This is a genomic window from Legionella parisiensis, from assembly GCF_001467945.1.
In the GTDB taxonomy this organism is placed as follows: domain Bacteria; phylum Pseudomonadota; class Gammaproteobacteria; order Legionellales; family Legionellaceae; genus Legionella; species Legionella parisiensis.
On sequence record NZ_LNYQ01000013.1, the window covers coordinates 1939418 to 1961400 of the forward strand.

Consider the following 21983-nt stretch of genomic DNA (forward strand, 5'->3'; position numbering starts at 1 on the left):
TATATAAAAATTACTTATCTAAAACATCCCAATCAAAATCCCCGCTCAACTCATCAAAATCATCTTTGAATTCTTCTTTCAAACGTTTACGCTCCAACTTTTCCTCCAGCAAACGTCTAACGTTTTTTCTATGCGTGGTAGACTCAATATCATCATCATAATTATAATCAGAGAATGATTGGTCATCATAATCTTCGTGAAGATCCATAGCTTTCCCCTTTTATACTCTCTTAAAAAGAGTATAGTAGACATTTAGAAAAATGCTTTAGGAATAACATGCTCAGTTATCAACACGGATATCATGCAGGTAATTTTGCTGATGTCATCAAACATATTGCTTTAACCCGTCTTTTGAATTACCTAAAACTGAAAGATAAACCTATATTTTATCTTGAAACACATTCAGGGAAAGGCTTATATGACTTAAAAAATAAACAGGCAGAAAAAACACAAGAATACAAACAAGGGATCCAACCAATTTGGCTTGAAAGAAACTCCCTACCCCCTGCCTTTCAAGACTATCTTCAGGTAATTACACTCCTTAATCCTTCTGGTGCATTAAGACATTATCCTGGTTCACCTTTTATAGCGATCAACATGCTACGAATGCAAGATAGAATGTATTTTTGTGAACTTCATCCAAGAGAGTTTGAATTGATGTGCCAGCTTCCTCGCTTGAATAAAAAAGTACATTTCAGTAATACTGACGGTATTGCCTCGATGAACGCATTACTGCCGCCACAAGAAAAAAGAGGACTCATTTTTATTGACCCTTCGTTTGAAGTAAAAGAAGAATATAAAGAAATTCCGCTATCAATTAAACACGCATATTCCCGTTTTGCCACGGGAGTATTCTGTCTTTGGTATCCACTGGTCAATAAAAGATTAACTGATAAACTTAATCGAAACATGAAAGAAATCCAGGCAAAAAATGCTTTACATATTGAGTTTAACCTGACTACAGCGTTAATGGAGGGTATGTCAGGTTGTGGATTATGGATAATTAATCCACCATTTACTTTAGCTGAAGAAATGAAAACTGTATTAAATTCACTTAAAGCGTATTTTAATCCAGGCATTTCTACTTATACCATTAAGGCCTATTCATGACTATTTTTCCAATTCCTGCATTTTCAGATAATTACATTTGGGCAATTATTGATAAAAAAGAAGGAGTATTTGATTGCGTTGATCCAGGTGATGCAGAACCCGTAGTACAATTTGCACAGGCAAACCAGCTAAAATTGCGTTCTATTTTATTAACTCACCACCATCAGGATCATATTGGCGGCGTAAGTCAATTACTCCAATCCTATCATTCATGTACTGTTTATGGTCCAAATGATCCGCGCATCCCCTATGTAAATAATACATTACAAGAACATCAAACCATTCAAGTTGGAAAATGTGTATTCAAAATTCTATTTAATCCAGGACATACCTCAAGCCATATTAGTTATTATGAGCCCAAGCATGAATTATTGTTTTGCGGCGATACGCTTTTTTCTGCAGGTTGTGGACGTGTTTTTGACGGGACAATGGATCAGCTCCATCAATCGTTACATCTTTTCAAAACCTTACCTCCTGCTACGAAAATATTTTGCGCTCATGAATATACTCAGCAGAATTTACGCTTTGCCCAAGCTGTAGAACCGAATAACACTGCGATCGAACAATACTTACAAAAAATACATCACTCAAAAAATCGATGCACACTCCCATCGACTTTGGAACTGGAATTATCAATTAATCCTTTTTTACGCACTGATCAACCCGAAGTACAAAAATACGCCTTAAAACATGGAGCAGCATCAAATAATTCATTAGAAATGTTTAAGGTTTTAAGAGAAGAAAAAAACTTATTCAACTAATTACCCAGAGAGATTCAATTTAAACCCTTATGAATTGATTAAGTGCAATGAGGGTTTAATCCCATAAGTAATTTTAGTACACTCGATAGTTAATTATATTCATAGGTAATTACCATTGAAATTTAAGTTTTTCAAAATAAAAGCTTTTTTATTCTGTTTACTCATTTTTTTTGGCATTACTAATGCGACTTCAGCATATACAGCTGATGCCTGGGAAGTATTACGTGCTCAATTCTCCTTAAATCATGAAACATCGCGTGCAGAAGTACAGGAGCAAATCCGCTGGTTTATAGCTCATCCAGGTTTTCTTAATAAAGTATGCCATCAGTCGGAACCCTACCTTTATCATATTATTGCCGAAGTAAAAAAAAGAAATCTCCCCGGTGAGTTGGCTCTTTTGCCCATGATTGAAAGTGCTTTTGATCCCTTTGCTTATTCTGTAGCTGGTGCCGCTGGATTATGGCAACTAATGCCACAAACTGGTGCGGGTTTAGGATTAAAACAAGATTGGTGGTTTGATGCGCGACGCAGCATCAGCTCCTCAACCGATGCAGCACTCAACTATTTGCTTTATCTCAATAAATTCTTTAATGGCAATTGGGTTCTCGCCATAGCGGCTTATGATGCGGGGGAAGGTACTATAGATCGAGCAATCAAGGCAACAGGTGGACGTGCCCGAAGCTTTTGGGATTTAACTGTGCCAAGAGAAACTCAAACTTATGTTCCTCGCCTGCTTGCCTTAGCAGAAATCATTAAAAGCCCATCACAATATAATTTAGCACTACCTGAAATAGCCTATCTTCCTTATTTTGTGGAAGTGAATATAGGAAGCCCAATTGATTTAAACCATGCCGCCAAAATGGCAGGAATCAGTTATAAAGAGTTAATCAAATTAAATCCTGGTTTTAACCGATGGACTACCGCCCCCGATAAACCAATTAAATTACTCATCCCTGCTGAAAAAGTACATCAATTTAATTTAAACCTTGCTAACCTCCCCGCAGAAAAACGTGTAAGCTGGGAAAAACATATAGTGCAACCCGGTGACAACTTGGATAATATAGCTGTTAGATATCACACTACAGTGAATTTAATTAAACAGCTAAATCAGCTCACAACAAATCGTGTTGAACCTAATCAATTCCTTTTAATTCCGAGCACCAGAAATGCCCCTGCCGTTGTTAAAAAGGAGCCCTCTGTTCCCGTCATACCATTAGAGCATCAAATTGCTGTACCACAATATCATCGTGTTATTCATATTGTTCAAGAAAATGAGACGTTTCAGACTCTGATAAAAACTTATGGTGTCAGTACTGCAGACATCCAAATATGGAATAAATTGGCGAGAAATCAACCGTTAAAATACGGTCAGCAACTCGTGATCTGGAAAAAAGTACATCAACCCATTCAGTATATTGTCAAAAAAGGCGATAGTCTCAGTTCTATAGCCCGACAGCATAAAACACAAATAGAGCACATTATTGCATTAAATCCTGGCCTTAAACGAAATGATCCCTTATATAGTGGGCAAAAAATATTTGTTGGCTAATTAATCTACTGTTGCAAAACTCAAGTCACTATGGAATTTTAGTATCCATCATCATCTTGCTTAAGAACCAAACCAATCGATTTAATGAACCCATAGTGGCTCATTATTAACAATTATTTTTCATTTCTGGTATAAAGCAAGGAGGAGAGCACGAAAACTTGTGTTATAATCTAAGTAACTTTTTTTTATTGTATTTATATATATGAAATTACTATTTGATTTTTTTCCTATAGTTTTATTTTTTATAGTATACAAATTTTTTGGTATCTATACTGCGACAGCTATTGCTATGATTGCCTCTTTAGGCCAAGTAGCTTTTTACCGATTAAAATTCCAGCATTACGAAAAAATGCATTTAATTAGCCTTGCAATCATTATGGTCTTAGGAGGAGCTACCCTCTTTTTCCACAACCCATGGTTTATTAAATGGAAACCAACAGGTATTTATTGGCTTTCTGCTTTGGTATTTTTTAGTTCAGGTTATATTGGTAGCAAACCATTGATCCAGAAAATGATGGAAGCCAATGTAACTCTTCCTAGAAAAATCTGGCATAGATTGAATTTTGCCTGGGTGTTGTTTTTTATTTTAATGGGCGCAGTAAATATCTATGTTGCCTATAATTTTAATACTGATGCTTGGGTTAACTTTAAGTTATTTGGTGGGGTTGGTTTTACTCTGCTTTTTGTATTGATTCAAGCTTTTTATCTAACAAAACATATGGATGAGACTGGCCTTGAAAAACAATAGGAGCAAGAATGAGACTATTGCTAGTTGAAGACGACGAATTACTTGGGGATGCGGTCAAAACCGGCTTAACCCAATTTGGTTATATTGTAGATTGGCTTAGAGATGGTGAAGCTGCTCGGGCCGCGTTAAAATCTGAATCCTTTGAGCTAATTATTTTAGATTTAGGTTTACCTAAACTCTCTGGACTCGCATTGTTACAGAGTATACGCCATGATGGCAATCCAACTCCCGTTATTATTTTAACAGCCCGGGAATCCGTTGAAGATCGCGTAAAAGGTTTAGATAGTGGGGCAGATGATTATTTGATTAAACCTTTTGATCTTAATGAACTTAGTGCCAGAATCAGAGCCCTGGTCAGACGCTCACAAGGCCGTGCTGATTCTGTACTGCAATATAGAAATATTACTCTTGATCCTGCTGCTCACTCAGTATTTGTTGACGATGTTTTAGTTAATGTTCCACGTAGAGAGTTTGCGCTATTGCAAAAACTTCTAGAAAACAGTGGCCAGGTTTTATCTCGCGAACAACTTATGCAAAGTATATATGGATGGGAAGAAGACGTAGATAGTAACGCGCTGGAAGTTCATATACATAATCTACGTAAAAAACTTAATGCCAATTTTATTCGCACAATTAGAGGTGTTGGATATATGGCAGAAAAAAATGATGGTATTCCTGTATCGTGAAATCTTCTATAAGAAAGTTTCTTCTCATAAATTTATTGCTGGCAATCACTATAACGACCACTTTAACAGCAATTGGTAACTATTATCTTGATCAAAAGGACATTCAAGATCACTTAGATAGTTTAATGGCCGTCTCAGCGCTTTCTTATCAAGCACTACTGGGCGATGATCTTCATCAACGCCCTTTAGCGAAAATTCAAGAGGCACTCGAAACAATTCCTAAAAAGATTGATACATACTATCAGAAAAGATTTTTGAATGAAGAGCCCCCAGAAAATTATCTCAATAAGTTTAACTTTCAGGTTTGGACCAATGGCGGCAAATTATTGTTACACTCATCTTCGGCGCCAAAAATTCCTTTAACTTCGGAAGTCGATGGATTTAGTGATAAAAAAGTATCCACTCAGGATTGGAGAGTCTTTACTACCTACAATGATAAAGCTGGAATTCGCACCGTTTTGGCTGAGCGTTACGACACACGTAATGAATTGGGCCATAGAATTGCTCAAGATGATCTCTACATTATGCTTTTGACTTTCCCGTTATCAGGCCTGCTCATATGGATTATTATTGGGCGTGGCCTGGATAGTCTGGACAAAGTCGCTGAAGAAGTAGCTAACCGTGCTCCCACCCACCTTGAGCCGGTTGATTTGCACGAAGTTCCAGAGGAAATTAAACCTGTTATCGATGAATTAAATAAATTGTTTTTCAGACTAAAAGAAGGGTTTGAACGGGAAAAACGTTTTGCTGCTGATGCAGCACATGAACTACGCACCCCGCTTGCTGCACTAAAAACACAAGCGCAAGTTGCATTGCATTCTAATGACATAGAAGAAAAAAATCAGGCATTACAAAAGCTTATTGCAAGTGTTAATCGCAGTACTCATATAGTTCAGCAGTTACTTACTATGAGCCGGCTTGTACCAGAAGCTGCTCACATGGAGGAAAAAGATGAGGTCAATCTAAGTCGATTAACTCGCGAAATACTTGCTATGCTTGCACCCGCTGCAGTGGAAAAACAAATTGACCTGGAATTTGAAAGCGATGTAGAAAATCTCACTATTTATGGTAATTCAACTGCTTTGGGAATATTAATTCGTAATCTTGTTGATAACTCAATACGATACTGTAATGAACATGGAAGAATTATAGTACGCCTCGCTAAACTGCAAGACGAAATAATGCTTGAAGTGAGTGACAATGGACCCGGTATTCCAGCTGAGTTACAATTGCGTGTTTTTGAGCGTTTTTTCCGTGTTCTTGGCAATAAAAGCCCTGGTAGCGGCCTTGGTTTAGCAATAGTTCAGCAAATTGCTGAGTTACATGGCGGAAGGCTAATGCTGGATACCCCCAAAGAAGGCACAGGTTTGATTGTAAGATTCTTTTTACCTATTCAGGAAAAGTAGTAACCTGGGTACAGCAAAGAGAACCTCAGGATCGAGCATTCATTGACATTTAGAAACCACAGGCTCCGCTTCTCTGTACCACTCTCTTAATCACAAGTTAAAAATCTTGGGGAAAAGCCAGTTTTGAGCGCAGATTACAGAAGATTCAGTCACTGCACCCAAGCTACAAATCGCCCGCTACAATTGCTATAATTATCAATTATCGAGCTGCTAAAACTTGCAGCGCGTCACGTATTAACTGCTCGCAGCTTTTGGAATTATCGTTTACTTTATTAACTGCTTTTAATGCCTCCTGGGGCTTATAACCCAGTGATTCCAAAGCGCTAACTGCTTCATCCTGGCCACTCATCATGAGAATTGATTTGTTGTTTGGGGAGACAGAAGCAGATATGGAAAGTTGCTTCATACTATCACGCATTTCAACGACTAAACGTTCGGCTGTTTTTTTACCTATGCCAGGTAATTTCATTAAAAAAGAAGCGTTTTCTTGTTGAATACATTGAATAAACTCATTTGGAGTAATACTGGAAAGAATCGACATAGCAAGTTTTGGACCAATCCCATTTACTTTAATCAAAGCTCTAAATAACTCCCTTTCCTGTCTCTCCAGAAATCCATACAGCAACAATGCATCTTCACGAACAATCGTATGTATATGTAACCCTACTGAACTGCCATGGTTATCAAGCTGAAAAAAGGTATTTAATGAGGTTTCCACATCATATCCAACCCCTTGGACATTAAGGACCAATTTTCCCGGTTGATGCTTATCAATTATTTGTCCATCCAGCCAACCAATCATCTTTTCCTTCTCCTTAATCCTCGTCTGCCAATCACTGATGATAAATTATGACGCATATGACTATGACAAATTGCTATTGCCAAAGCATCTGCGGCATCTTTTTGAGGCGCCTTATTCAGAGCAAGAAGATGTACGACCATGTGACTTACCTGAGCCTTTTCCGCAGCGCCATACCCAACTACCATTTGCTTAATTTCTCGTGCAGAATACTCACTTACTTTAACACGATGCGATGCCGCCGCAACCATAGCAACACCGCGTGCGTGCCCTAATTTTAAAGCTGAGCTTGGATTTTCATGCATAAATACTTGCTCAATTGCTACTTCTGAAGGCGAATAATGCTCCATTAGTTGGCAAATACCATCATATATTTGCAATAGCTTTTGGCTTAACTCCCCATCTGGATTGGTACGTATGCAACCACTGTCAATGTATTCAATTTTTCGATCCGACTCTTTTATTAAGCCGTATCCAGTAATCCTTGAACCAGGATCTATCCCTAATATTATGGCCATTAATCTATTGATTCTAATTGTTTTTCTGAAAACTCTGCATTGCTGTACACTTCCTGAACATCATCCAGATCCTCAAGCATATCGATTAACCTAAGAAGACTCTGTGCTGAATCATCATCGATAGAAACTAAAGTTTGGGCACGCATGGTTAAATGAGATTGCTCAATTTCTAGACCTGCTTCTGTAAGCGCATTTAATACACTATGATACCCCTCGACAGGAGTAATCACTTCAATTTGACCTTCATCTACAGAAACATCATTTGCTCCAGCATCTATGGCAATCTCCATAACCTGCTCTTCAGATTGTCCTGGTGCCATAAGAATTTCACCCTGATTAGTAAAGAGATAAGATACTGAACCGTCTGTTCCCAAATTACCGCCATTTTTCGTGAATGCATGACGCACTTCTGATACGGTTCGGTTTTTATTATCTGACAAACAATCTACAAGAACTGCAACCCCACCGGGTCCATAGCCCTCATAACGCATAGCTACCATTGCTTCACCGTCAAGTCCACCCACTCCACGCTTAATCGCATTCTCAATTGTATCGCGTTTCATATTCGCACTAAGTGCTTTTTTAACTGCATCCCTTAATCTAGGATTGGAAGACTCCTCCCCTCCTCCCATTCGAGCAGCTACAGTAATTTCTCGAATTAATTTGGTGAATATTTTTCCACGTTTTGCATCTTGAACGCCTTTACGAAATTTAATATTTGCCCACTTACTATGACCAGCCATATTACTACCTCAAAACCTTATTTAATTTTGTATAAATTATACATGCTCTTTTGTTAAAAAGAATAACTTAGCTTATATTTGGGCTCGACATTTTTAACTTTTTTAGACTATAGTAGCCCCCAGAATGTAGTTTTTAATTTATAGCAAATAAGAATATCTGGGTAAGCTTGGAAATAGATGCAGTCAATTTGGATTCCGCTCCCCAGCAAGAGTAACTCAATAAATCCATAACACTAAAGGAGATCAATAGTGTATTTGCAGGGATTTGGTAATTACCATCAAACTGAAGCAGTTCCAGGCGCTTTGCCAAGTAGCCAGAATTCACCACAACACTGTAATTTAGGTCTTTATGCCGAACAATTAAGTGGGACGGCCTTTACTCGTCCAAGACATAGTAATTTACGAAGCTGGCTTTACCGAATTCTACCCTCTGTAGTCCAGGGCAGATATCAGGTTTATGAGATGGAGCTGTTCAAACCCTATCATACAGAGCAATCTCCAAATCCCATGCGTTGGTCTCCTCAGGACCTGTTTAAAGGAGAAGACTTTGATTTTGTCGAAGGTATGTTTCATCTTGCAGGAAGCCACCATGTAAATGCATATATTTATCATTGCACCCGGTCCATGCAAAATAAATACTTCGCGAATAATGATGGAGAAATGCTTTTTGTTCCTTACTTAGGGGAGGTGAACCTACATACTGAGTTTGGTAAATTAAATATATGCCCTGGCATGATAGCTGTTATTCCCCGTGGTATTAAATTCAAAATGGAACTCATTGGTTCCGAAACAAAAGGATATCTATGTGAAAACACTGGCAGCCCGCTCACACTACCTCCATTAGGACTGATCGGAGCTAATGGTCTGGCGAATCCACGACATTTTCAATATCCCACTGCTGCATTTGAGCAAGGTATCACACAAGCGACCCTTATATGCAAGTATCAAAATAAATTATGGACAGCAAAATGCAACCACTCTCCGCTGAATGTAGTAGCCTGGCATGGTAATTATGCTCCTTATTGCTATGATTTGAGTTTATTTAATACAATTAACACAGTAAGTTTTGATCACCCCGATCCCTGCATTTTTACCGTGTTAACTTCGGAAAGTGATACTCCCGGAGTAGCCAATTTGGATTTCGTCATTTTTCCTCCTCGCTGGATGGTTGCCGAACATACATTTAGACCACCCTATTATCATCGTAATTACATGAATGAACTCATGGGGCTTGTCCGTGGTGAGTACGATGCAAAAAAAGAAGGATTCTCACCTGGCGGAGTAAGCATTCATAATTGCATGACGCCGCATGGGCCTGATCAAATAAGCTATGAAAAAGCAGTGGCGCAAAAATTAGAACCTGAACTTTACTTGAATACTTTGGCGTTCATGTTTGAAACAAGAGATGTATGGAACGTTACCGAGCAGGCTATGCGTATTCCACAGATGCAAAAAAACTATGCGGATTGTTGGCAGGGGCTGAAAGCAAATTTTACATGCCCATAGTACAAAATGATGAAGATGCAGCCATAACACGAAAAATTAACACCATAAATCGTCAGGGCAAATTAGTATAATCTTTGAATATTTTTTTTGCCTGCTTACCGCTTGATGCACGGCATCCATCGATCTACATGAAGACATGAACTGGATTCCCCGCATAAAGCGCGGAACGCAGGGTATTTTGTTTTATGCGATAAAGATTCGTTTACCCTGATAAGCCCCGAGCTCTACTGCTTCGCCCTGTCAGCAGGACTCAAGCAAAAACCTTAAATCCTTTATTTAAAGTACAGTCAATTTGATGACTTGCTAGTTTTTGATAATTGATTGCATTCATTACCGTATTTTTTATAGAGACAGTTCCATCTGCATTAATACTGTACTTAACAAATTCGAAGGCAGGATTACCACGAGCAAAAGGACTATCCAAAGTAAAATGGTTCACTGAAGTACTAATTCGACTGTTATCAATAACAAGAAAAGCATTAGGTTGTGCTGATGCAGCAATAGGGATCAAAGGTGGTTTTTGTGAGTTGCACTCTTGAATATTCGTTACCAGAGTGATTCTTTTTCCTTGAGATATCGCATCCGCCATTTCCGTTAATGTTGTTAATTGTTCTGCTTGAACCCCTGATGATAAAACAACTAAAGCGGATAAAATCATTTTCTTCATTAAAACTACTCCTCCCCTTTTGATATTAACAATAAAAAAAGCCTGGGGAAACGCAGGACTAAAAAGTGGCAAGAGCCGTCGTTTTCCCAGGCTACAATAGAGTTCATAAAATCATTTATGCGGTTGAAATTCCTAAAACAAATCTTCCTGCGTTAATCCCATTTTTTCCAACAAACCACGTAATGTTTTTAATGCTTCAACTTGGATTTGACGAACACGTTCTCGTGTCAAATCAATTTCCTTACCCACATCCTCAAGTGTTGCTTTTTCAAACCCTCTTAAACCAAATCTTCTCGCAATAACCTGCTGTTGATTTTCAGTCAATTTATCCAATAAAGATTCTATATGTAAACGCAAGTTTTCATTAGTTAAGAGCTCTGCAGGATTTACGCTGTTTTCATCAGCAATAGTGTCTAATAGTGATTTATTTTCATCAAAGCCTATGGGCGTATCAACAGAGGTTACCTTGTCATTCAATCCTAATAACTTTTGTACATCTTCTAAAGGTTTATCAACCATTTCTGCAATTTCTTCGGGTGAAGGCTCATGGTCTAATTTTTGGGTCAGTTGCCTTGCTGCTCTGAGATACACATTCAGCTCTTTAACTACGTGGATAGGTAAGCGAATAGTCCGCGTTTGATTCATAATAGCGCGTTCAATTGTTTGTCTAATCCACCATGTGGCATAGGTTGAAAAGCGAAAACCACGTTTAGGATCAAATTTCTCAACGGATTTCATTAAACCTAAATTTCCTTCTTCAATTAAATCGAGAAGAGGTAAACCACGATTAAGATAACGACGTGAAATTTTAACCACCAAGCGCAAATTAGATTCAATCATCTTTTTGCGGGCAGCAACATCCCCTTTCAAAGCCAGAGTAGCATAACGTACTTCTTCTTCTGCACTGAGCAAAGGAGAAAATCCAATTTCACTCAAATAGAGTTGTGTCGCATCCATCATTTTTAGTGCATTTTTACCACGGAATGAGGGGAATGCATTATCATCCGAAAAATCAGGAAGCTCGGCACTTTCCTCTTCTTCATCTTTTTCAAGAAGAGAATCAATGTCTTCCTCTATTAAGAGTGATTCATCGTCTGGTTCAGACCAATCTTCATCCTTAAGTTCTGGTTCTTTACTTGACTCATCGTCGTGCATTGTTTTTCACCTATAGTATTAGGCTCTGTCTACATTTCTACTGTCTTGGCCGAACTGTCCTGATTTTCTGCGCCCCAATGCGCACATACTTCGTATATGCTGTGCTTCGGTGCTTGAAAACCAAGTCATTTTGACCCAAGCTAGCGAAATGTAAACAGCCCTAGTCATGTTGCGAAATTTATTCCATAACTACATTATACTTCATAAAAAGATTATTGTTGCTATAACTACAAGTCATCTGTCAACCTTTTTGTAGATAATTCAAAGGATTGACTGGTACGCCCGATCTTCTGATTTCAAAATGAACACCGGTATATTTGCGATCAATAACACCGGCTATTCCAATAATTTGCCCTGCTTTTACTTGCTGTCCTTCGGATACCATAATCCGGGCATTATTGCCGTAAGCTGTTAAATATTCATGATTGTGCTTAATAATAATCAAGTTACCATAACCAGCTAACCCACTTCCAGCATAGGCAACCACACCATTTGCCGCCGCAATTACTTTCTCACCCTTTCTACATGCAATGTTTATACCTTTTTTGCCTTGTTCTGGAATAAATGATGTAGTTACTCTTCCACTCACCGGCCATAACCAGCCCGAAGTAGAACGAGCATATCTATTTGCGGGGGAATAAATTACAGAAGTTCTTGCAGGAGCAACATAATAATGCCGTGCTGTAGCTGGGCGTGTTATTTTTCTATGTCTTGGAATAATAATACCTTGCAAGCGGATTACTTGTCCCACTCTTAAAGAATAAGGCGGATTAATATGATTTAACCGAGCTAAAGTTCTGTAATTTGTATCATAGCGAAATGCAATAGAAAAAAGCGTGTCTCCACGTTTTACCACATATACTTTCTGATAGCGGGAATAAGGATTCCATTTTAACTCAGTAACAGGAGCTAAATTATTTCCACAACCAACTAAGGTTATCATGAGGAAAAGACATAAAAATCTTTTGCAAAATGTGGCTATCATTTATTAAACCTCAAACAAATTGTTTTATTGAATGCCAATCCCATCGAGCCAATTGGCTAATTGATCAAACATTTTGTAATTTGTCATATCCAAATGAAGAGGTGTGATTGAAACATACCCTTCACTTATTGCATAAAAATCTGTTCCAGGGCCCGCGTCAGCCTCTGCTCCGGGCAAACCAATCCAGTAAATAGGCCGTCCCCTAGGATCCTTCTCTTTTACAACAGGTTCAGCACCATGTCGAGTGCCTAAGCGAGTAACTTGCAATCCCTTTATTTTATCCAAGGGCATATCAGGGACATTAATATTTAAAATAGTTTGAGAAGGAAGACGGTGCGTACTTAATTTCATCACCAAATGCTTGGCAATAATTGCCGCTGTGTCATAATACTGAATGTTATCCCCTACCATAGAAACTGCAAGGGCAGGCAATCCTAAATAACGGCCTTCCATTGCGGCAGCTACAGTACCTGAATAAAGAATATCATCACCTAAGTTAGCACCATCATTAATTCCAGAAACAACCATGTCAAATTCGGTATCTAAAAAACCTGTAACTGCCAAATGCACACAATCCGTTGGGGTGCCTTCAACGCTATAATAACCATTATCCAGTTTTTTAGCTTTTAGCGGACGTGACAGAGTCAAAGAGTTGCTTGAGCCACTTCTGTTTCTATCAGGAGCAACGACTTCTATGTCTACAAAAGTTGATAACTCCTTGGCTAGTCGATTAATTCCGGGGGCAAAAACTCCATCATCATTACTTATTAGTACTCTCATCTTTTAACTCATAGGTGATTCAAACCATCTAACTACTGCTAAATGATCAGCTAAATCATGTCTGTTTTGAGTTAAATTGGCTTGTAAATTTGTATTATTATTCTCAATTTTTAATTGTGCTTGTTCTTTAACAATCGACTCTTGTAAAGCCATAATTTTTTTTCCGAAACCTTGGGGACTGAGTTGTAATTGATAAGCCAATTTATTCATCCGATTGGCAAGAGATTCCAATTGATCACAGGTCAAACCCGCTGGTTGTTTGTTTGGACAAGCTTTTAGCGCTTGTTGCAATTCATTAGGATGCGCTTTGTAATAATGTTCATTTTTTGCTGAGCAAGACGTTAACCCTAAAATTATAAATAATACTGCCAAAGATTTATTCATACTCAACCTATTCTAAACTACAAAAAACCGATATTATCACTAGACAAACGCTAACGCCATCTTATGAGATAACTATGCTTGATTTTAAATTGCTGCGTGATCCTCAAACAGGAGAACAATACATTGAAACTTCTCTTTGCGGTAAACCACTCCTAACGACTCCTCAATTGAACAAAGGCACAGCATTCACAAACGAAGAAAGAAAAGAGTTTGGTCTGTTGGGAAAACTGCCCCATCGCGTTGAAACACTGGATGAACAAGTCAAACGCGCTTATCTACAATATTCCAGTTATACAACTCGTCTACAACAAAATATTTATTTAAATAATTTGCACGATAAAAATCAAATTTTATTCTACAAATTAATCAACCGCCACTTAGGTGAAATGTTACCTACAATATATACTCCTATCGTGGGAACTGCAGTAAAACGTTTCAGTCATGAATACAGACAACCTCGCGGTTTATATATTTCCCATACAGATAAAAATCAAATAGAAGAAATATTAAAAAATCGTTCTAACCCAGAAATCGATGTGATTGTCGTTACTGATGGAGAAGGCGTCTTGGGTATAGGTGACCAAGGAATTGGAGGAATGGACATTCCTGTGGCCAAATTAATGGTTTATTGTTTATGCGGAGGCATTGAGCCGACTCGCACCTTGCCTATATTTCTTGATGTAGGTACAAATAATCAAGAGTTACTCAATGATCCTATGTACTTAGGTTGTCGCCATCCACGCATTAGTCCAGCTGCATATGACGATTTTATCTCTACTTTCGTTCATGAAATTCACAAACAATTCCCCAATGCATTTTTACATTGGGAAGATTTTGGCCGTGGTAATGCCCGGCGTATTCTGGAAAAATTCCAAGATCAATTATGTACCTTTAATGATGACATTCAAGGTACTGGCGCTGTGACCTTGTCAGCTTTATTAGCAGCCTGTGATGTAACAGGTTCAAAAGTGCATGAACAACGAATTGTTGTTTTTGGTGCTGGTTCTGCAGGGACTGGTATAAGCGATCAAATTATTGATGCAATGGTGCGTGAGGGAATTAGTCCCGCCGAAGCGTATCAACGTTTTTGGTTGATTGACCGTCAAGGCTTGTTACTTAGCACTGACCCAGAGCTTACTGAAGCACAAAAACCTTATGCGCGAGATCCCAAAGAGATATACAAATGGACCATCAATGAAAAACAGCATCCTTCACTTACTGATACTGTAAGACATGTAAAACCTACTGTTCTTATAGGTTGCTCAGCTCAACCAGGAGCATTCTCTCAAGACATCATCGAAACCATGTCTGTTAATTGTGAGCGTCCTATTATTTTCCCATTGTCTAATCCAGATGAAAAATGCGAGGCTAAACCAGCAGATATCCTAACTTGGAGCCAGGGAAGAGCTTTAATTGCTACAGGTACAGCCTTTCCGGCAGTTGAATATCATAATCGTATGGTACAAATTGCCCAATGTAATAATGCATTGGTCTTTCCTGGTATAGGACTAGGAGTCCTCGCAGTTAATGCAACAAAATTAACTGAAGATATGATCCTGGCTGCAGCACATGCTTTATGCCAGTTCGCTCCCAGCAAAAAAGAAAGTTACTTACCTTTATTGCCCTCTTTGGATGATGCGCAAACTGTTGCCAAGGAAATTGCGGTCGCCGTAGCACGCTGTGCTATTGATTCAGGACTAGCGCAAAAAAATCATGATGCTGATTTGGAAAAACTGGTAGAAGATATGTTTTGGGAACCTAGATATTTACCATTTAAATTTAAAAAATCATGATGAATGTATAGGTATGGCTCAAGTCCCGCGTAAATGCTTATTTTAACGGGGGATTTGGGTGCAGGGAAGGCTCAATACGACTAAGCCTGGTTGGGTTGAGCTCTTAACACTAATTCTAATTGTTATCCGCTTTTATGAAATTCACTTTAATACTTTTCAAGGTTGCTGTATCAGGTTCCCAAGAGCGGGCATATTTAAATACAATTACCGTATTTTCTGGATAGCTTTTTCTTTTCTCTAACCCAAAGGTGAAATGCATTTGCCCACCAGCTCCGATAAGATCAGTCTTCGGTCGTTCATAAGTACTACTTCGGAGTGTTAATAAATTTTTATCAAAGCGCACAACTGACCATTGAAATCCTGTAGTCGGATTTGCAGGTAAGGTCACAACAAAACTTGGTTCATCCAAATTAACATTCATGGTTAAATTATCATCTGCATAACCCATCATGGAAAAACTAAAAAGCAATAAACCAAATATTGTTTTCATTAACAAACTCCTTTTAAATATCTACACTCAGTTTAGCTTATTTTGTTAAATTCTGTTACTTCTTTTATCTTACTTATATTCAGAAAATCAAAAAAATTCTTCGATAAAATAATGATAATCGGCCCCTGATTTAAATAGAGTTAACTATTTGACTCTATTAATTAATTTAGATACTCTGCACAAAGATGAATCATTAAGAGGATTTTATGTTAAACTTAATTGGCTGGACTGAAATAAGTGAAATATTGGATTTAAACGATGAAGCACAGGATGAAAATTATCTTTCAGGAATCATTGAACGAACAGTCAGCAAATATCGAGAACGCCCCGGTTTTTTCGCTCCCTACCAAAATAGCCAGGAATTTACAGGCGGATTACTAGCCCCAATATGGTATCCTGCTGCAACAGCTATAGGAACGGCATTTATGGCATTTACTGTGCTTATGGCTGCGTGTTACTTTGTTGGGTTCACGTTACTTGGACTTTTATCAATTATTATGATGAATGCTGAATATCGTAATACAGCACTGGAAGGGGTTGCTAACAGCCTTGCGCTAATAGGTTTAACGCTCCTTGGAACTGTTGCAGGAGCTTTACTAGCTGTTTTTAGTTTTCCACACAGCATTGCTTCGCTATTTACTCGTTCAGCGGCCACAGTTGTTTCTGCTACAACGGATTGTTGTGAAAATGATTATCAATATTCAATTTAATTGTTAGATTGATACAGCCTGAGTGAAATATAACAAACCTTAAAATGCGGAATTACTCTCTAGATTCCGCTTTTCTTCGCCTATTCTGCAATGCGTATTAATTTTCAATATAAATCTTGATATTAAAGCATAGAAAAGCGATTATTTTATCTTTTTATAATCACAGTTAGGAGCGCGTGTGGAACACGAAACCATGGAATTTGATGTAATCATCGTCGGTGCAGGTCCGGCGGGGTTATCTGCCGCGATTAAATTAAAGCAGCTCGCATTAGCTGCGCAAAAAGAATTATCCGTTTGCATTCTGGAAAAAGGGGCTCAAGTTGGAGCACATATTCTCTCTGGAGCTGTTCTAGAACCTAGAAGTCTTAAAGAGTTACTTCCTGATACTTGGCAAGAAGCACCTCTCAATACATCAGTAACCGAAGATCGTTTTTATTTTCTAACCTCAAAAAACTCCTATAAGCTCCCTACGCCAAAGCCCATGCATAATGAAGGAAATTATATTATTAGCTTAGGTGAACTTTGCATGTTTCTTGCACAACAGGCTGAGTCCCTAGGGTGTGAAATCTATCCTGGTTTTGCTGCAGCTAGAGCCCTTTATAACGATCACAATCAAGTAATCGGTGTCGCAACCGGAAGTGTAGGCCTCGACAAAAACAAAGAGAAAACAAACAATTATCAAGCTGGTATGCATCTTCTTGCGAAACAGACTTTATTTGCAGAAGGATGTCGTGGACAGCTTAGTCAGAGTCTGATGGCACATTACCACTTAAGGGATAAAGCGAATCCACAAACTTATGGTCTTGGAATAAAAGAAATATGGCAGGTTAAGGAAGAACAACATAAGCCCGGACTAGTTATTCATACCGTAGGCTGGCCAATGGATCACATGACCTATGGTGGTTCATTCATATATCATCTGTCAAAACAACGCGTTGCTATTGGTTTTGTAGTCGGTTTGGATTATAAAAATCCATGGTTGAATCCTTTTGCGGAATTCCAGCGCTTTAAAACACACCCACTAGTTCAACCTACTTTAACTGGAGGTGAACGAATCAGTTATGGGGCGCGAGCCCTTAATGAGGGGGGATGGCAATCCTTACCAAAACTAACTTTTCCAGGCGGTGCATTAATTGGTGATGCTGCAGGTTTTCTTAACGTACCTAAAATCAAAGGAATACATATGGCAATGCAGTCAGGCATGCTTGCAGCAGAAGCATGCTTTGATGCCTTGCAACAAGAAAACCCTGCACCATTTGAATTGACTGATTATCCAGAAAAAATCAAAAATTCCTGGCTGGAAAAGGAGCTCTATGCTGTACGCAATATAAGGCCAGGATTTAAATACGGCCTAATTCCAGGCTTAATCAATGCAGCTTTTGAAACATACATTACCCGCGGACATTCTCCATGGACTTTAACTAATCATGCTGACCACAATACTTTAATTCCAGCAAATGAAGCAAAAAAAATAGATTATCCTAAGCCCGATGGGGTACTTACTTTTGATAGACTTTCATCTGTTTTTTTATCAAATACGTATCATGAGGAAAATCAACCCTGCCATCTCGTATTGAAAAAGCCTCAATTGGCAATAGATGTCAATTTAAAAACTTATGCATTCCCAGAAGGTCGATATTGTCCTGCTGGCGTATATGAAATAATTGAAGAAGAAAAAGGCCCTAAATTACAAATTAATGCCCAAAACTGTGTCCACTGTAAAACCTGCGACATCAAAGATCCTCGACAAAATATAGTGTGGCATGCACCAGAGGGTGGTGGTGGACCAAATTATTCTGAAATGTAAGCTGGCATATGTATAGATTCATGATTGAAACAGAGCACCCTGGGTGCTGGATGAATTAATTCATGCTCTGTTTCACCCAACTTATGAACATTTTCTACCTAAGAATATCTAATAAATTGAATTAGCAATGATTTCCCTCTAGGGTGACAAGCGTTGCAAATACCATGCATTATTCTGTAAAACATATTCCCAAACATCGGATAGCTCGTCCTGTCGGTATGAATAGAATATCATATGCTCAGGTTGAATACGAAAACCACAATAATCGGGGCTTAAAGGGATTGGTTTATTTACAAATGAATCCTCAATTTTTTGGCGCTTTTCCTCAAGAATTTTTTTACTATCAATAACTTGCATGGACGTAGGTGCATAACTTAAAAAACGAATTTGCGCCCATTGAGGATAGCTGTCCCAATAGTTTTGATTCTCAGCATGATTTAGAAATTGGGCTTTACCTTCTATAATCACTTCTCGTTGTAACAGTTCCAGCCAAAACACGAGACTTACATGGGAATTGTTTGTTAATTCGCTTACTTTGCGAGTACCTTTTTGAGTAAAAAATAAAATTCCTTCATTTGAAATTTCACGAATAGCGACAACACGGCTATGCGGCGCACCATCTAATGAAATAGAGGATAAAACCGCGTGATTCGGGTTTGGCGCCCCACTCTTTTGCTCTCGCTCCAACCAAAGAATTAGTTCAATAATAGGATTTGTTTGCATTTCCTGTTTTTCCTTGATTTAAAAATTGCAGAATTAATTGTACCTGAAGTTTAGTGGCGTATTCTCCATTGAGAATTAAATCTGCGCTTTTTCAGCTGTTCATCAAAAAAATAAAGGCCTTGATTCGTCTAAGTAAAATGTTAACTCATCCAAAAGCTCTTTTTTATTCTCTTTTTTCTTCTTTAAAATCACGTAATATCCTTCTACATAGGGAACTATCTAAGGGAACCTCAATATGGATACAGAAATCAATATATTGCCCTGTCTGCTGATGCAAACGCCCTAAAGGTGCATCAAAAATAATAAATCGAGTTGGTTTTAAAACATCCTGTGTTATCGAATGTACTATTGAATGTCCTGACTTAAGCATCTGTAGTATTTTAGCAAGCTCACTTAATTCCACTCGCGATAATCTTGTCCGCTTTGATGCCAAGCTACATAGTTTGCTGGAGCGAGTGATATCTCATCAAACTCATCCCAACTAATTAGCATAGCTCTTAACTCCTTAGCAAGAGTTTCAGCAAGCGTTGACTTACCAGCACCTGATACCCCACTAATGCCTAGTATTGTTGCCACAAGATACTCCAATAGCTTTGAATGACTATTAAAATGGTCTTGCTTATTATATTCTAAATTCCTGATTGGTTTGGCATACAGGACGTAAAAAACATTAACTACTCTACAGGGAATGGTAAATATGTTTAACTTGTTCCACTCACAAGGCATAGATGCTTTTAATAGAAGTGAATATGCGCAAGCTAAGAAACTATTTCTCCAAGCAATTGCCCAGAATCCTGAGGTCCCAGAAACCTACTTTTTTTTAGGAAAGGCTTGTTTTTTATCTGATGAAAAAAAGATACTATTTTTTATTTAAACCAGTTTATTGAATTAACTAAAAGTGTGAAAAAGCAAGAAAACAGATCTCATGCTTTTGATCTTGTAGGACAATGCTATGCTACGGAAAATAAAAATGAAGTGGCAATCACATATTACTTTGCTGCAATAGAAAATGACCTTAGTTGTGTTTCAGCGCGACATAATTTGGGGTTAAGTTATATGAGCCTTGCACGTGATCATCTCAATTCTCATTTAGAAAATTGTTTTATTTTACTCAAAAATGCTCATATCGCACTCAATTCAGCATTAGAAATATGCGTTAATAATCCGATGCTTTTACAAACAACAGCCAGATGGCATGAGCAATATATCGAGCTGCTTAAAAAATTATCCAAAGAGAAAGAGACTCAAGAAGACATAAGCGTGAACTTTATCTGTGCCATTCACTATTATCGTGAGGCATTAACACATTGTCAAAAAGAGGATATAGCATTAAAAAAAATAATTACAGAAAATCTTGCTGAGTGTTATGCCCAATTTGGAAATCATCTGTACCAAAATGAAGAGTATGAAAAAGCCCAGGAGTTATATAGTTTAGTACTCGAGTCAGATCAAAATCATATACCGGCACTCAATCAAACAGGTATGTGTTCCTTCAAACAAGGGATGTACATAGAAGCAAGAAAAAAGTTTACCACAATTCTTAAGCAAACGATTGAGACGCAAGATCAAGCGGATGCTTGGTTAAAAATAGCCTGTTGTTATCGATTTGAAAAAAATTGGGACGAAGCAGAACGCTCTCTCAGTGAAGCAAGACAATTAACTTCTCAGGCCCCTAGCATCGATGAAGAACTCGAGAAGCTAAGACTCGCGAAATCACAAACACTTCTTGCAGAAACAGATCAAGTTTTTTTTGGTCTTAAACAAAATAACATCTCCTCTTCATCTCGGAATGAAGATGGTATGCAATTAAATTTGGATATCACACGGGATATGGACTCTAAAATTTATATATAAATTAATGAAGTTCAAGCACTTTTCCAAACTAAATGTTCATCTGTAAGTTAACTTTTCTGAGCAAGCCAAACGGTTGCCCCGCCGCAATTCGGGTCGCTAACTTTATGCACCAAAACCTGCAAGTGATTCTTGTTTAAAATAGTTGTGTATTCTTTGGCATCTAGGGAGGCATGATATAAATCATAATCACCATTTTCACCCCAAACTTCTCCTGCCTCAGGCCCCGAAGTAAAAAGTAACAACCCCTTGGGTTTAACTAAGGAAGAAAATAAACTCAACGCACTTCTTTGATCAGCTTGTGGTAAATGAAAAAAACTGTGCCATGCAATAACAATATCAAACTGAACAAGAAATTTCATCGTTCGCATGTCTTCTATAATCCAGTGTGCATTTGGAAAGTTTTGTTTGCAACGCTCTATCATTTTTGTACTGGCATCAACACCGGTTATGTCATATCCCGCTTGAATAAAAAATTTTGCAATAGGTTCTCCAGTACCACACCCAATATCCAGCACACTCCCACCATGAGGAAAATGTTTTTTTATTTGATACAAATAAAATTGCTCCATATGGAGCTCTTTATTACGATGAACATCAAACCAATCAATTAGTTCATCATAAGCTTCATAGACTTTATTTTTATTTGATTTTTTCATGATTAATCTATATTAAAATTGAAATAGCTGGATAAACATATGAAAATAATTCATAGAACCACCCACCTACCAAGGCTGAATTCGATCGCAACAAGTAGCTCTTTTGCAGTCAATCTTTATCACGGTCATATAGAAATAGAATCCTTCTTACAT

The 21983-nt window shown here is 38.0% G+C and carries 26 protein-coding genes; 12 read left to right on the forward strand and 14 right to left on the reverse strand.

Features of this window, described 5'->3' with window-relative positions; all coding sequences use genetic code 11:
• Nucleotides 1-10: 10 nt before the first annotated feature.
• Entirely contained in the window at nucleotides 11-208 is a 198-nt protein-coding gene (locus Lpar_RS14655; RefSeq protein WP_058518623.1) for a PA3496 family putative envelope integrity protein, read from the reverse strand.
• Nucleotides 209-276: 68 nt separating this feature from the next.
• On the opposite strand from Lpar_RS14655, the gene Lpar_RS14660 reads away from it, so the two are divergent.
• From Lpar_RS14660 to Lpar_RS14685, 6 genes are all read left to right on the forward strand, one after another.
• Complete coding sequence (locus tag Lpar_RS14660; RefSeq protein WP_058518624.1) at nucleotides 277-1110, forward strand: 23S rRNA (adenine(2030)-N(6))-methyltransferase RlmJ; 834 nt, start codon at nucleotides 277-279, stop codon at nucleotides 1108-1110.
• Nucleotides 1107-1871: a hydroxyacylglutathione hydrolase gene (gene gloB, locus Lpar_RS14665; RefSeq protein ID WP_058518625.1), complete on the forward strand. Its 765-nt coding sequence runs from the start codon at nucleotides 1107-1109 to the stop codon at nucleotides 1869-1871. The genes Lpar_RS14660 and gloB overlap by 4 nt, the downstream gene beginning before the upstream one ends.
• Nucleotides 1872-1986: 115 nt before the next feature.
• Nucleotides 1987-3420, forward strand: coding sequence for a lytic transglycosylase (locus Lpar_RS14670; protein ID WP_058518626.1), 1434 nt, complete (start codon nucleotides 1987-1989; stop codon nucleotides 3418-3420).
• Between the two features lie 202 nt (nucleotides 3421-3622).
• Nucleotides 3623-4168, forward strand: coding sequence for a septation protein A (locus tag Lpar_RS14675; RefSeq protein WP_058518627.1), 546 nt, complete (start codon nucleotides 3623-3625; stop codon nucleotides 4166-4168).
• A gap of 8 nt (nucleotides 4169-4176) precedes the next feature.
• The gene (locus Lpar_RS14680) at nucleotides 4177-4854 is read left to right on the forward strand and encodes a response regulator (RefSeq protein ID WP_058459219.1); all 678 of its coding nucleotides are present in this window, start codon (nucleotides 4177-4179) and stop codon (nucleotides 4852-4854) included.
• Entirely contained in the window at nucleotides 4851-6260 is a 1410-nt protein-coding gene (locus Lpar_RS14685; RefSeq protein ID WP_058459218.1) for an ATP-binding protein, read from the forward strand. The genes Lpar_RS14680 and Lpar_RS14685 overlap by 4 nt, the downstream gene beginning before the upstream one ends.
• Before the next feature lie 199 nt (nucleotides 6261-6459).
• Here the strand turns inward: Lpar_RS14685 and ruvA are convergent, their stop codons facing one another.
• The 3 genes from ruvA to Lpar_RS14700 are packed head-to-tail and all read right to left on the reverse strand — an operon-like array spanning nucleotide 6460 to nucleotide 8320.
• Nucleotides 6460-7062 carry a Holliday junction branch migration protein RuvA gene (gene ruvA / locus Lpar_RS14690; RefSeq protein ID WP_058518628.1) on the reverse strand — a complete coding sequence of 201 codons (603 nt, stop codon included), beginning with the start codon at nucleotides 7060-7062 and terminating at the stop codon, nucleotides 6460-6462.
• Entirely contained in the window at nucleotides 7059-7577 is a 519-nt protein-coding gene (ruvC, locus tag Lpar_RS14695) for a crossover junction endodeoxyribonuclease RuvC (protein ID WP_058518629.1), read from the reverse strand. The genes ruvA and ruvC overlap by 4 nt, the downstream gene beginning before the upstream one ends.
• Nucleotides 7577-8320, reverse strand: a complete 744-nt coding sequence (locus tag Lpar_RS14700) for a YebC/PmpR family DNA-binding transcriptional regulator (protein ID WP_058518630.1) — start codon at nucleotides 8318-8320, stop codon at nucleotides 7577-7579. Before Lpar_RS14700 ends, ruvC begins: the two co-directional genes overlap by 1 nt.
• Before the next feature lie 249 nt (nucleotides 8321-8569).
• On the opposite strand from Lpar_RS14700, the gene hmgA reads away from it, so the two are divergent.
• Nucleotides 8570-9826 carry a homogentisate 1,2-dioxygenase gene (hmgA, locus tag Lpar_RS14705; RefSeq protein ID WP_058518631.1) on the forward strand — a complete coding sequence of 419 codons (1257 nt, stop codon included), beginning with the start codon at nucleotides 8570-8572 and terminating at the stop codon, nucleotides 9824-9826.
• A gap of 250 nt (nucleotides 9827-10076) precedes the next feature.
• Here the strand turns inward: hmgA and Lpar_RS14710 are convergent, their stop codons facing one another.
• From Lpar_RS14710 to Lpar_RS14730, 5 genes are all read right to left on the reverse strand, one after another.
• On the reverse strand, nucleotides 10077-10493 hold the full coding sequence (locus Lpar_RS14710; protein WP_058518632.1) for a VirK family protein: 417 nt from the start codon (nucleotides 10491-10493) through the stop codon (nucleotides 10077-10079).
• A gap of 132 nt (nucleotides 10494-10625) precedes the next feature.
• Nucleotides 10626-11648, reverse strand: coding sequence for an RNA polymerase sigma factor RpoS (gene rpoS, locus Lpar_RS14715; protein WP_058518633.1), 1023 nt, complete (start codon nucleotides 11646-11648; stop codon nucleotides 10626-10628).
• A gap of 241 nt (nucleotides 11649-11889) precedes the next feature.
• Entirely contained in the window at nucleotides 11890-12633 is a 744-nt protein-coding gene (locus tag Lpar_RS14720) for a peptidoglycan DD-metalloendopeptidase family protein (RefSeq protein ID WP_058518634.1), read from the reverse strand.
• Between the two features lie 24 nt (nucleotides 12634-12657).
• The gene (surE, locus tag Lpar_RS14725; protein WP_058518635.1) at nucleotides 12658-13413 is read right to left on the reverse strand and encodes a 5'/3'-nucleotidase SurE; all 756 of its coding nucleotides are present in this window, start codon (nucleotides 13411-13413) and stop codon (nucleotides 12658-12660) included.
• A 3-nt stretch (nucleotides 13414-13416) separates the two neighbouring features.
• Nucleotides 13417-13797 (reverse strand): EexN family lipoprotein, encoded by a 381-nt coding sequence (locus tag Lpar_RS14730; RefSeq protein WP_058518636.1) that lies wholly within the window; start codon nucleotides 13795-13797, stop codon nucleotides 13417-13419.
• 74 nt (nucleotides 13798-13871) lie between these two features.
• Here Lpar_RS14730 and Lpar_RS14735 point away from each other — a divergent pair, with 74 nt between their 5' ends.
• Complete coding sequence (locus Lpar_RS14735) at nucleotides 13872-15590, forward strand: NAD-dependent malic enzyme (protein ID WP_058518637.1); 1719 nt, start codon at nucleotides 13872-13874, stop codon at nucleotides 15588-15590.
• Between the two features lie 115 nt (nucleotides 15591-15705).
• On the opposite strand, the gene Lpar_RS14740 is transcribed toward Lpar_RS14735, so the two are convergent.
• Complete coding sequence (locus Lpar_RS14740) at nucleotides 15706-16080, reverse strand: protease inhibitor I42 family protein (protein WP_058518638.1); 375 nt, start codon at nucleotides 16078-16080, stop codon at nucleotides 15706-15708.
• A 206-nt stretch (nucleotides 16081-16286) separates the two neighbouring features.
• On the opposite strand from Lpar_RS14740, the gene Lpar_RS14745 reads away from it, so the two are divergent.
• Together Lpar_RS14745 and Lpar_RS14750 are read left to right on the forward strand one after the other, a co-directional pair.
• Nucleotides 16287-16790, forward strand: a complete 504-nt coding sequence (locus Lpar_RS14745) for a hypothetical protein (protein WP_058518639.1) — start codon at nucleotides 16287-16289, stop codon at nucleotides 16788-16790.
• Nucleotides 16791-16968: 178 nt separating this feature from the next.
• Nucleotides 16969-18597 (forward strand): electron transfer flavoprotein-ubiquinone oxidoreductase, encoded by a 1629-nt coding sequence (locus Lpar_RS14750; protein ID WP_058518640.1) that lies wholly within the window; start codon nucleotides 16969-16971, stop codon nucleotides 18595-18597.
• Nucleotides 18598-18735: 138 nt separating this feature from the next.
• Here Lpar_RS14750 and Lpar_RS14755 read toward each other — a convergent pair whose 3' ends face one another.
• The 3 genes from Lpar_RS14755 to Lpar_RS19445 form a co-directional block, all read right to left on the reverse strand.
• Nucleotides 18736-19320 carry a pyridoxine/pyridoxamine 5'-phosphate oxidase gene (locus Lpar_RS14755; protein ID WP_058518641.1) on the reverse strand — a complete coding sequence of 195 codons (585 nt, stop codon included), beginning with the start codon at nucleotides 19318-19320 and terminating at the stop codon, nucleotides 18736-18738.
• Between the two features lie 163 nt (nucleotides 19321-19483).
• Nucleotides 19484-19723 carry a nucleoside/nucleotide kinase family protein gene (locus Lpar_RS19440; RefSeq protein ID WP_237759420.1) on the reverse strand — a complete coding sequence of 80 codons (240 nt, stop codon included), beginning with the start codon at nucleotides 19721-19723 and terminating at the stop codon, nucleotides 19484-19486.
• Nucleotides 19714-19896: a nucleoside/nucleotide kinase family protein gene (locus tag Lpar_RS19445; protein WP_237759421.1), complete on the reverse strand. Its 183-nt coding sequence runs from the start codon at nucleotides 19894-19896 to the stop codon at nucleotides 19714-19716. Before Lpar_RS19445 ends, Lpar_RS19440 begins: the two co-directional genes overlap by 10 nt.
• A gap of 121 nt (nucleotides 19897-20017) precedes the next feature.
• Here Lpar_RS19445 and Lpar_RS19035 point away from each other — a divergent pair, with 121 nt between their 5' ends.
• Together Lpar_RS19035 and Lpar_RS14765 are read left to right on the forward strand one after the other, a co-directional pair.
• A complete protein-coding gene (locus Lpar_RS19035; protein WP_115341229.1) occupies nucleotides 20018-20194 on the forward strand; it encodes a tetratricopeptide repeat protein in 177 nt (58 codons plus the stop codon).
• Between the two features lie 26 nt (nucleotides 20195-20220).
• Nucleotides 20221-21174 (forward strand): tetratricopeptide repeat protein, encoded by a 954-nt coding sequence (locus tag Lpar_RS14765; protein WP_058518642.1) that lies wholly within the window; start codon nucleotides 20221-20223, stop codon nucleotides 21172-21174.
• Nucleotides 21175-21221: 47 nt separating this feature from the next.
• Here the strand turns inward: Lpar_RS14765 and Lpar_RS14770 are convergent, their stop codons facing one another.
• Entirely contained in the window at nucleotides 21222-21830 is a 609-nt protein-coding gene (locus Lpar_RS14770) for a class I SAM-dependent methyltransferase (protein ID WP_058518643.1), read from the reverse strand.
• Nucleotides 21831-21983: the final 153 nt, after the last annotated feature.

Excerpts from the sequence above, each read along its gene's own strand:
- Lpar_RS14655 (WP_058518623.1), bottom strand. The coding sequence starts at position 208 with ATGGATCTTCACGAAGATTATGATGACCAATCATTCTCTGATTATAAT.
- Lpar_RS14660 (WP_058518624.1), top strand. The coding sequence starts at position 277 with ATGCTCAGTTATCAACACGGATATCATGCAGGTAATTTTGCTGATGTC.
- gloB (WP_058518625.1), top strand. The coding sequence starts at position 1,107 with ATGACTATTTTTCCAATTCCTGCATTTTCAGATAATTACATTTGGGCA.
- Lpar_RS14675 (WP_058518627.1), top strand. The coding sequence starts at position 3,623 with ATGAAATTACTATTTGATTTTTTTCCTATAGTTTTATTTTTTATAGTA.
- Lpar_RS14680 (WP_058459219.1), top strand. The coding sequence starts at position 4,177 with ATGAGACTATTGCTAGTTGAAGACGACGAATTACTTGGGGATGCGGTC.
- ruvA (WP_058518628.1), bottom strand. The coding sequence starts at position 7,062 with ATGATTGGTTGGCTGGATGGACAAATAATTGATAAGCATCAACCGGGA.
- ruvC (WP_058518629.1), bottom strand. The coding sequence starts at position 7,577 with ATGGCCATAATATTAGGGATAGATCCTGGTTCAAGGATTACTGGATAC.
- Lpar_RS14700 (WP_058518630.1), bottom strand. The coding sequence starts at position 8,320 with ATGGCTGGTCATAGTAAGTGGGCAAATATTAAATTTCGTAAAGGCGTT.
- Lpar_RS14710 (WP_058518632.1), bottom strand. The coding sequence starts at position 10,493 with ATGAAGAAAATGATTTTATCCGCTTTAGTTGTTTTATCATCAGGGGTT.
- rpoS (WP_058518633.1), bottom strand. The coding sequence starts at position 11,648 with ATGCACGACGATGAGTCAAGTAAAGAACCAGAACTTAAGGATGAAGAT.
- Lpar_RS14720 (WP_058518634.1), bottom strand. The coding sequence starts at position 12,633 with ATGATAGCCACATTTTGCAAAAGATTTTTATGTCTTTTCCTCATGATA.
- surE (WP_058518635.1), bottom strand. The coding sequence starts at position 13,413 with ATGAGAGTACTAATAAGTAATGATGATGGAGTTTTTGCCCCCGGAATT.
- Lpar_RS14730 (WP_058518636.1), bottom strand. The coding sequence starts at position 13,797 with ATGAATAAATCTTTGGCAGTATTATTTATAATTTTAGGGTTAACGTCT.
- Lpar_RS14735 (WP_058518637.1), top strand. The coding sequence starts at position 13,872 with ATGCTTGATTTTAAATTGCTGCGTGATCCTCAAACAGGAGAACAATAC.
- Lpar_RS14740 (WP_058518638.1), bottom strand. The coding sequence starts at position 16,080 with ATGAAAACAATATTTGGTTTATTGCTTTTTAGTTTTTCCATGATGGGT.
- Lpar_RS14745 (WP_058518639.1), top strand. The coding sequence starts at position 16,287 with ATGTTAAACTTAATTGGCTGGACTGAAATAAGTGAAATATTGGATTTA.
- Lpar_RS14755 (WP_058518641.1), bottom strand. The coding sequence starts at position 19,320 with ATGCAAACAAATCCTATTATTGAACTAATTCTTTGGTTGGAGCGAGAG.
- Lpar_RS19035 (WP_115341229.1), top strand. The coding sequence starts at position 20,018 with ATGTTTAACTTGTTCCACTCACAAGGCATAGATGCTTTTAATAGAAGT.
- Lpar_RS14770 (WP_058518643.1), bottom strand. The coding sequence starts at position 21,830 with ATGAAAAAATCAAATAAAAATAAAGTCTATGAAGCTTATGATGAACTA.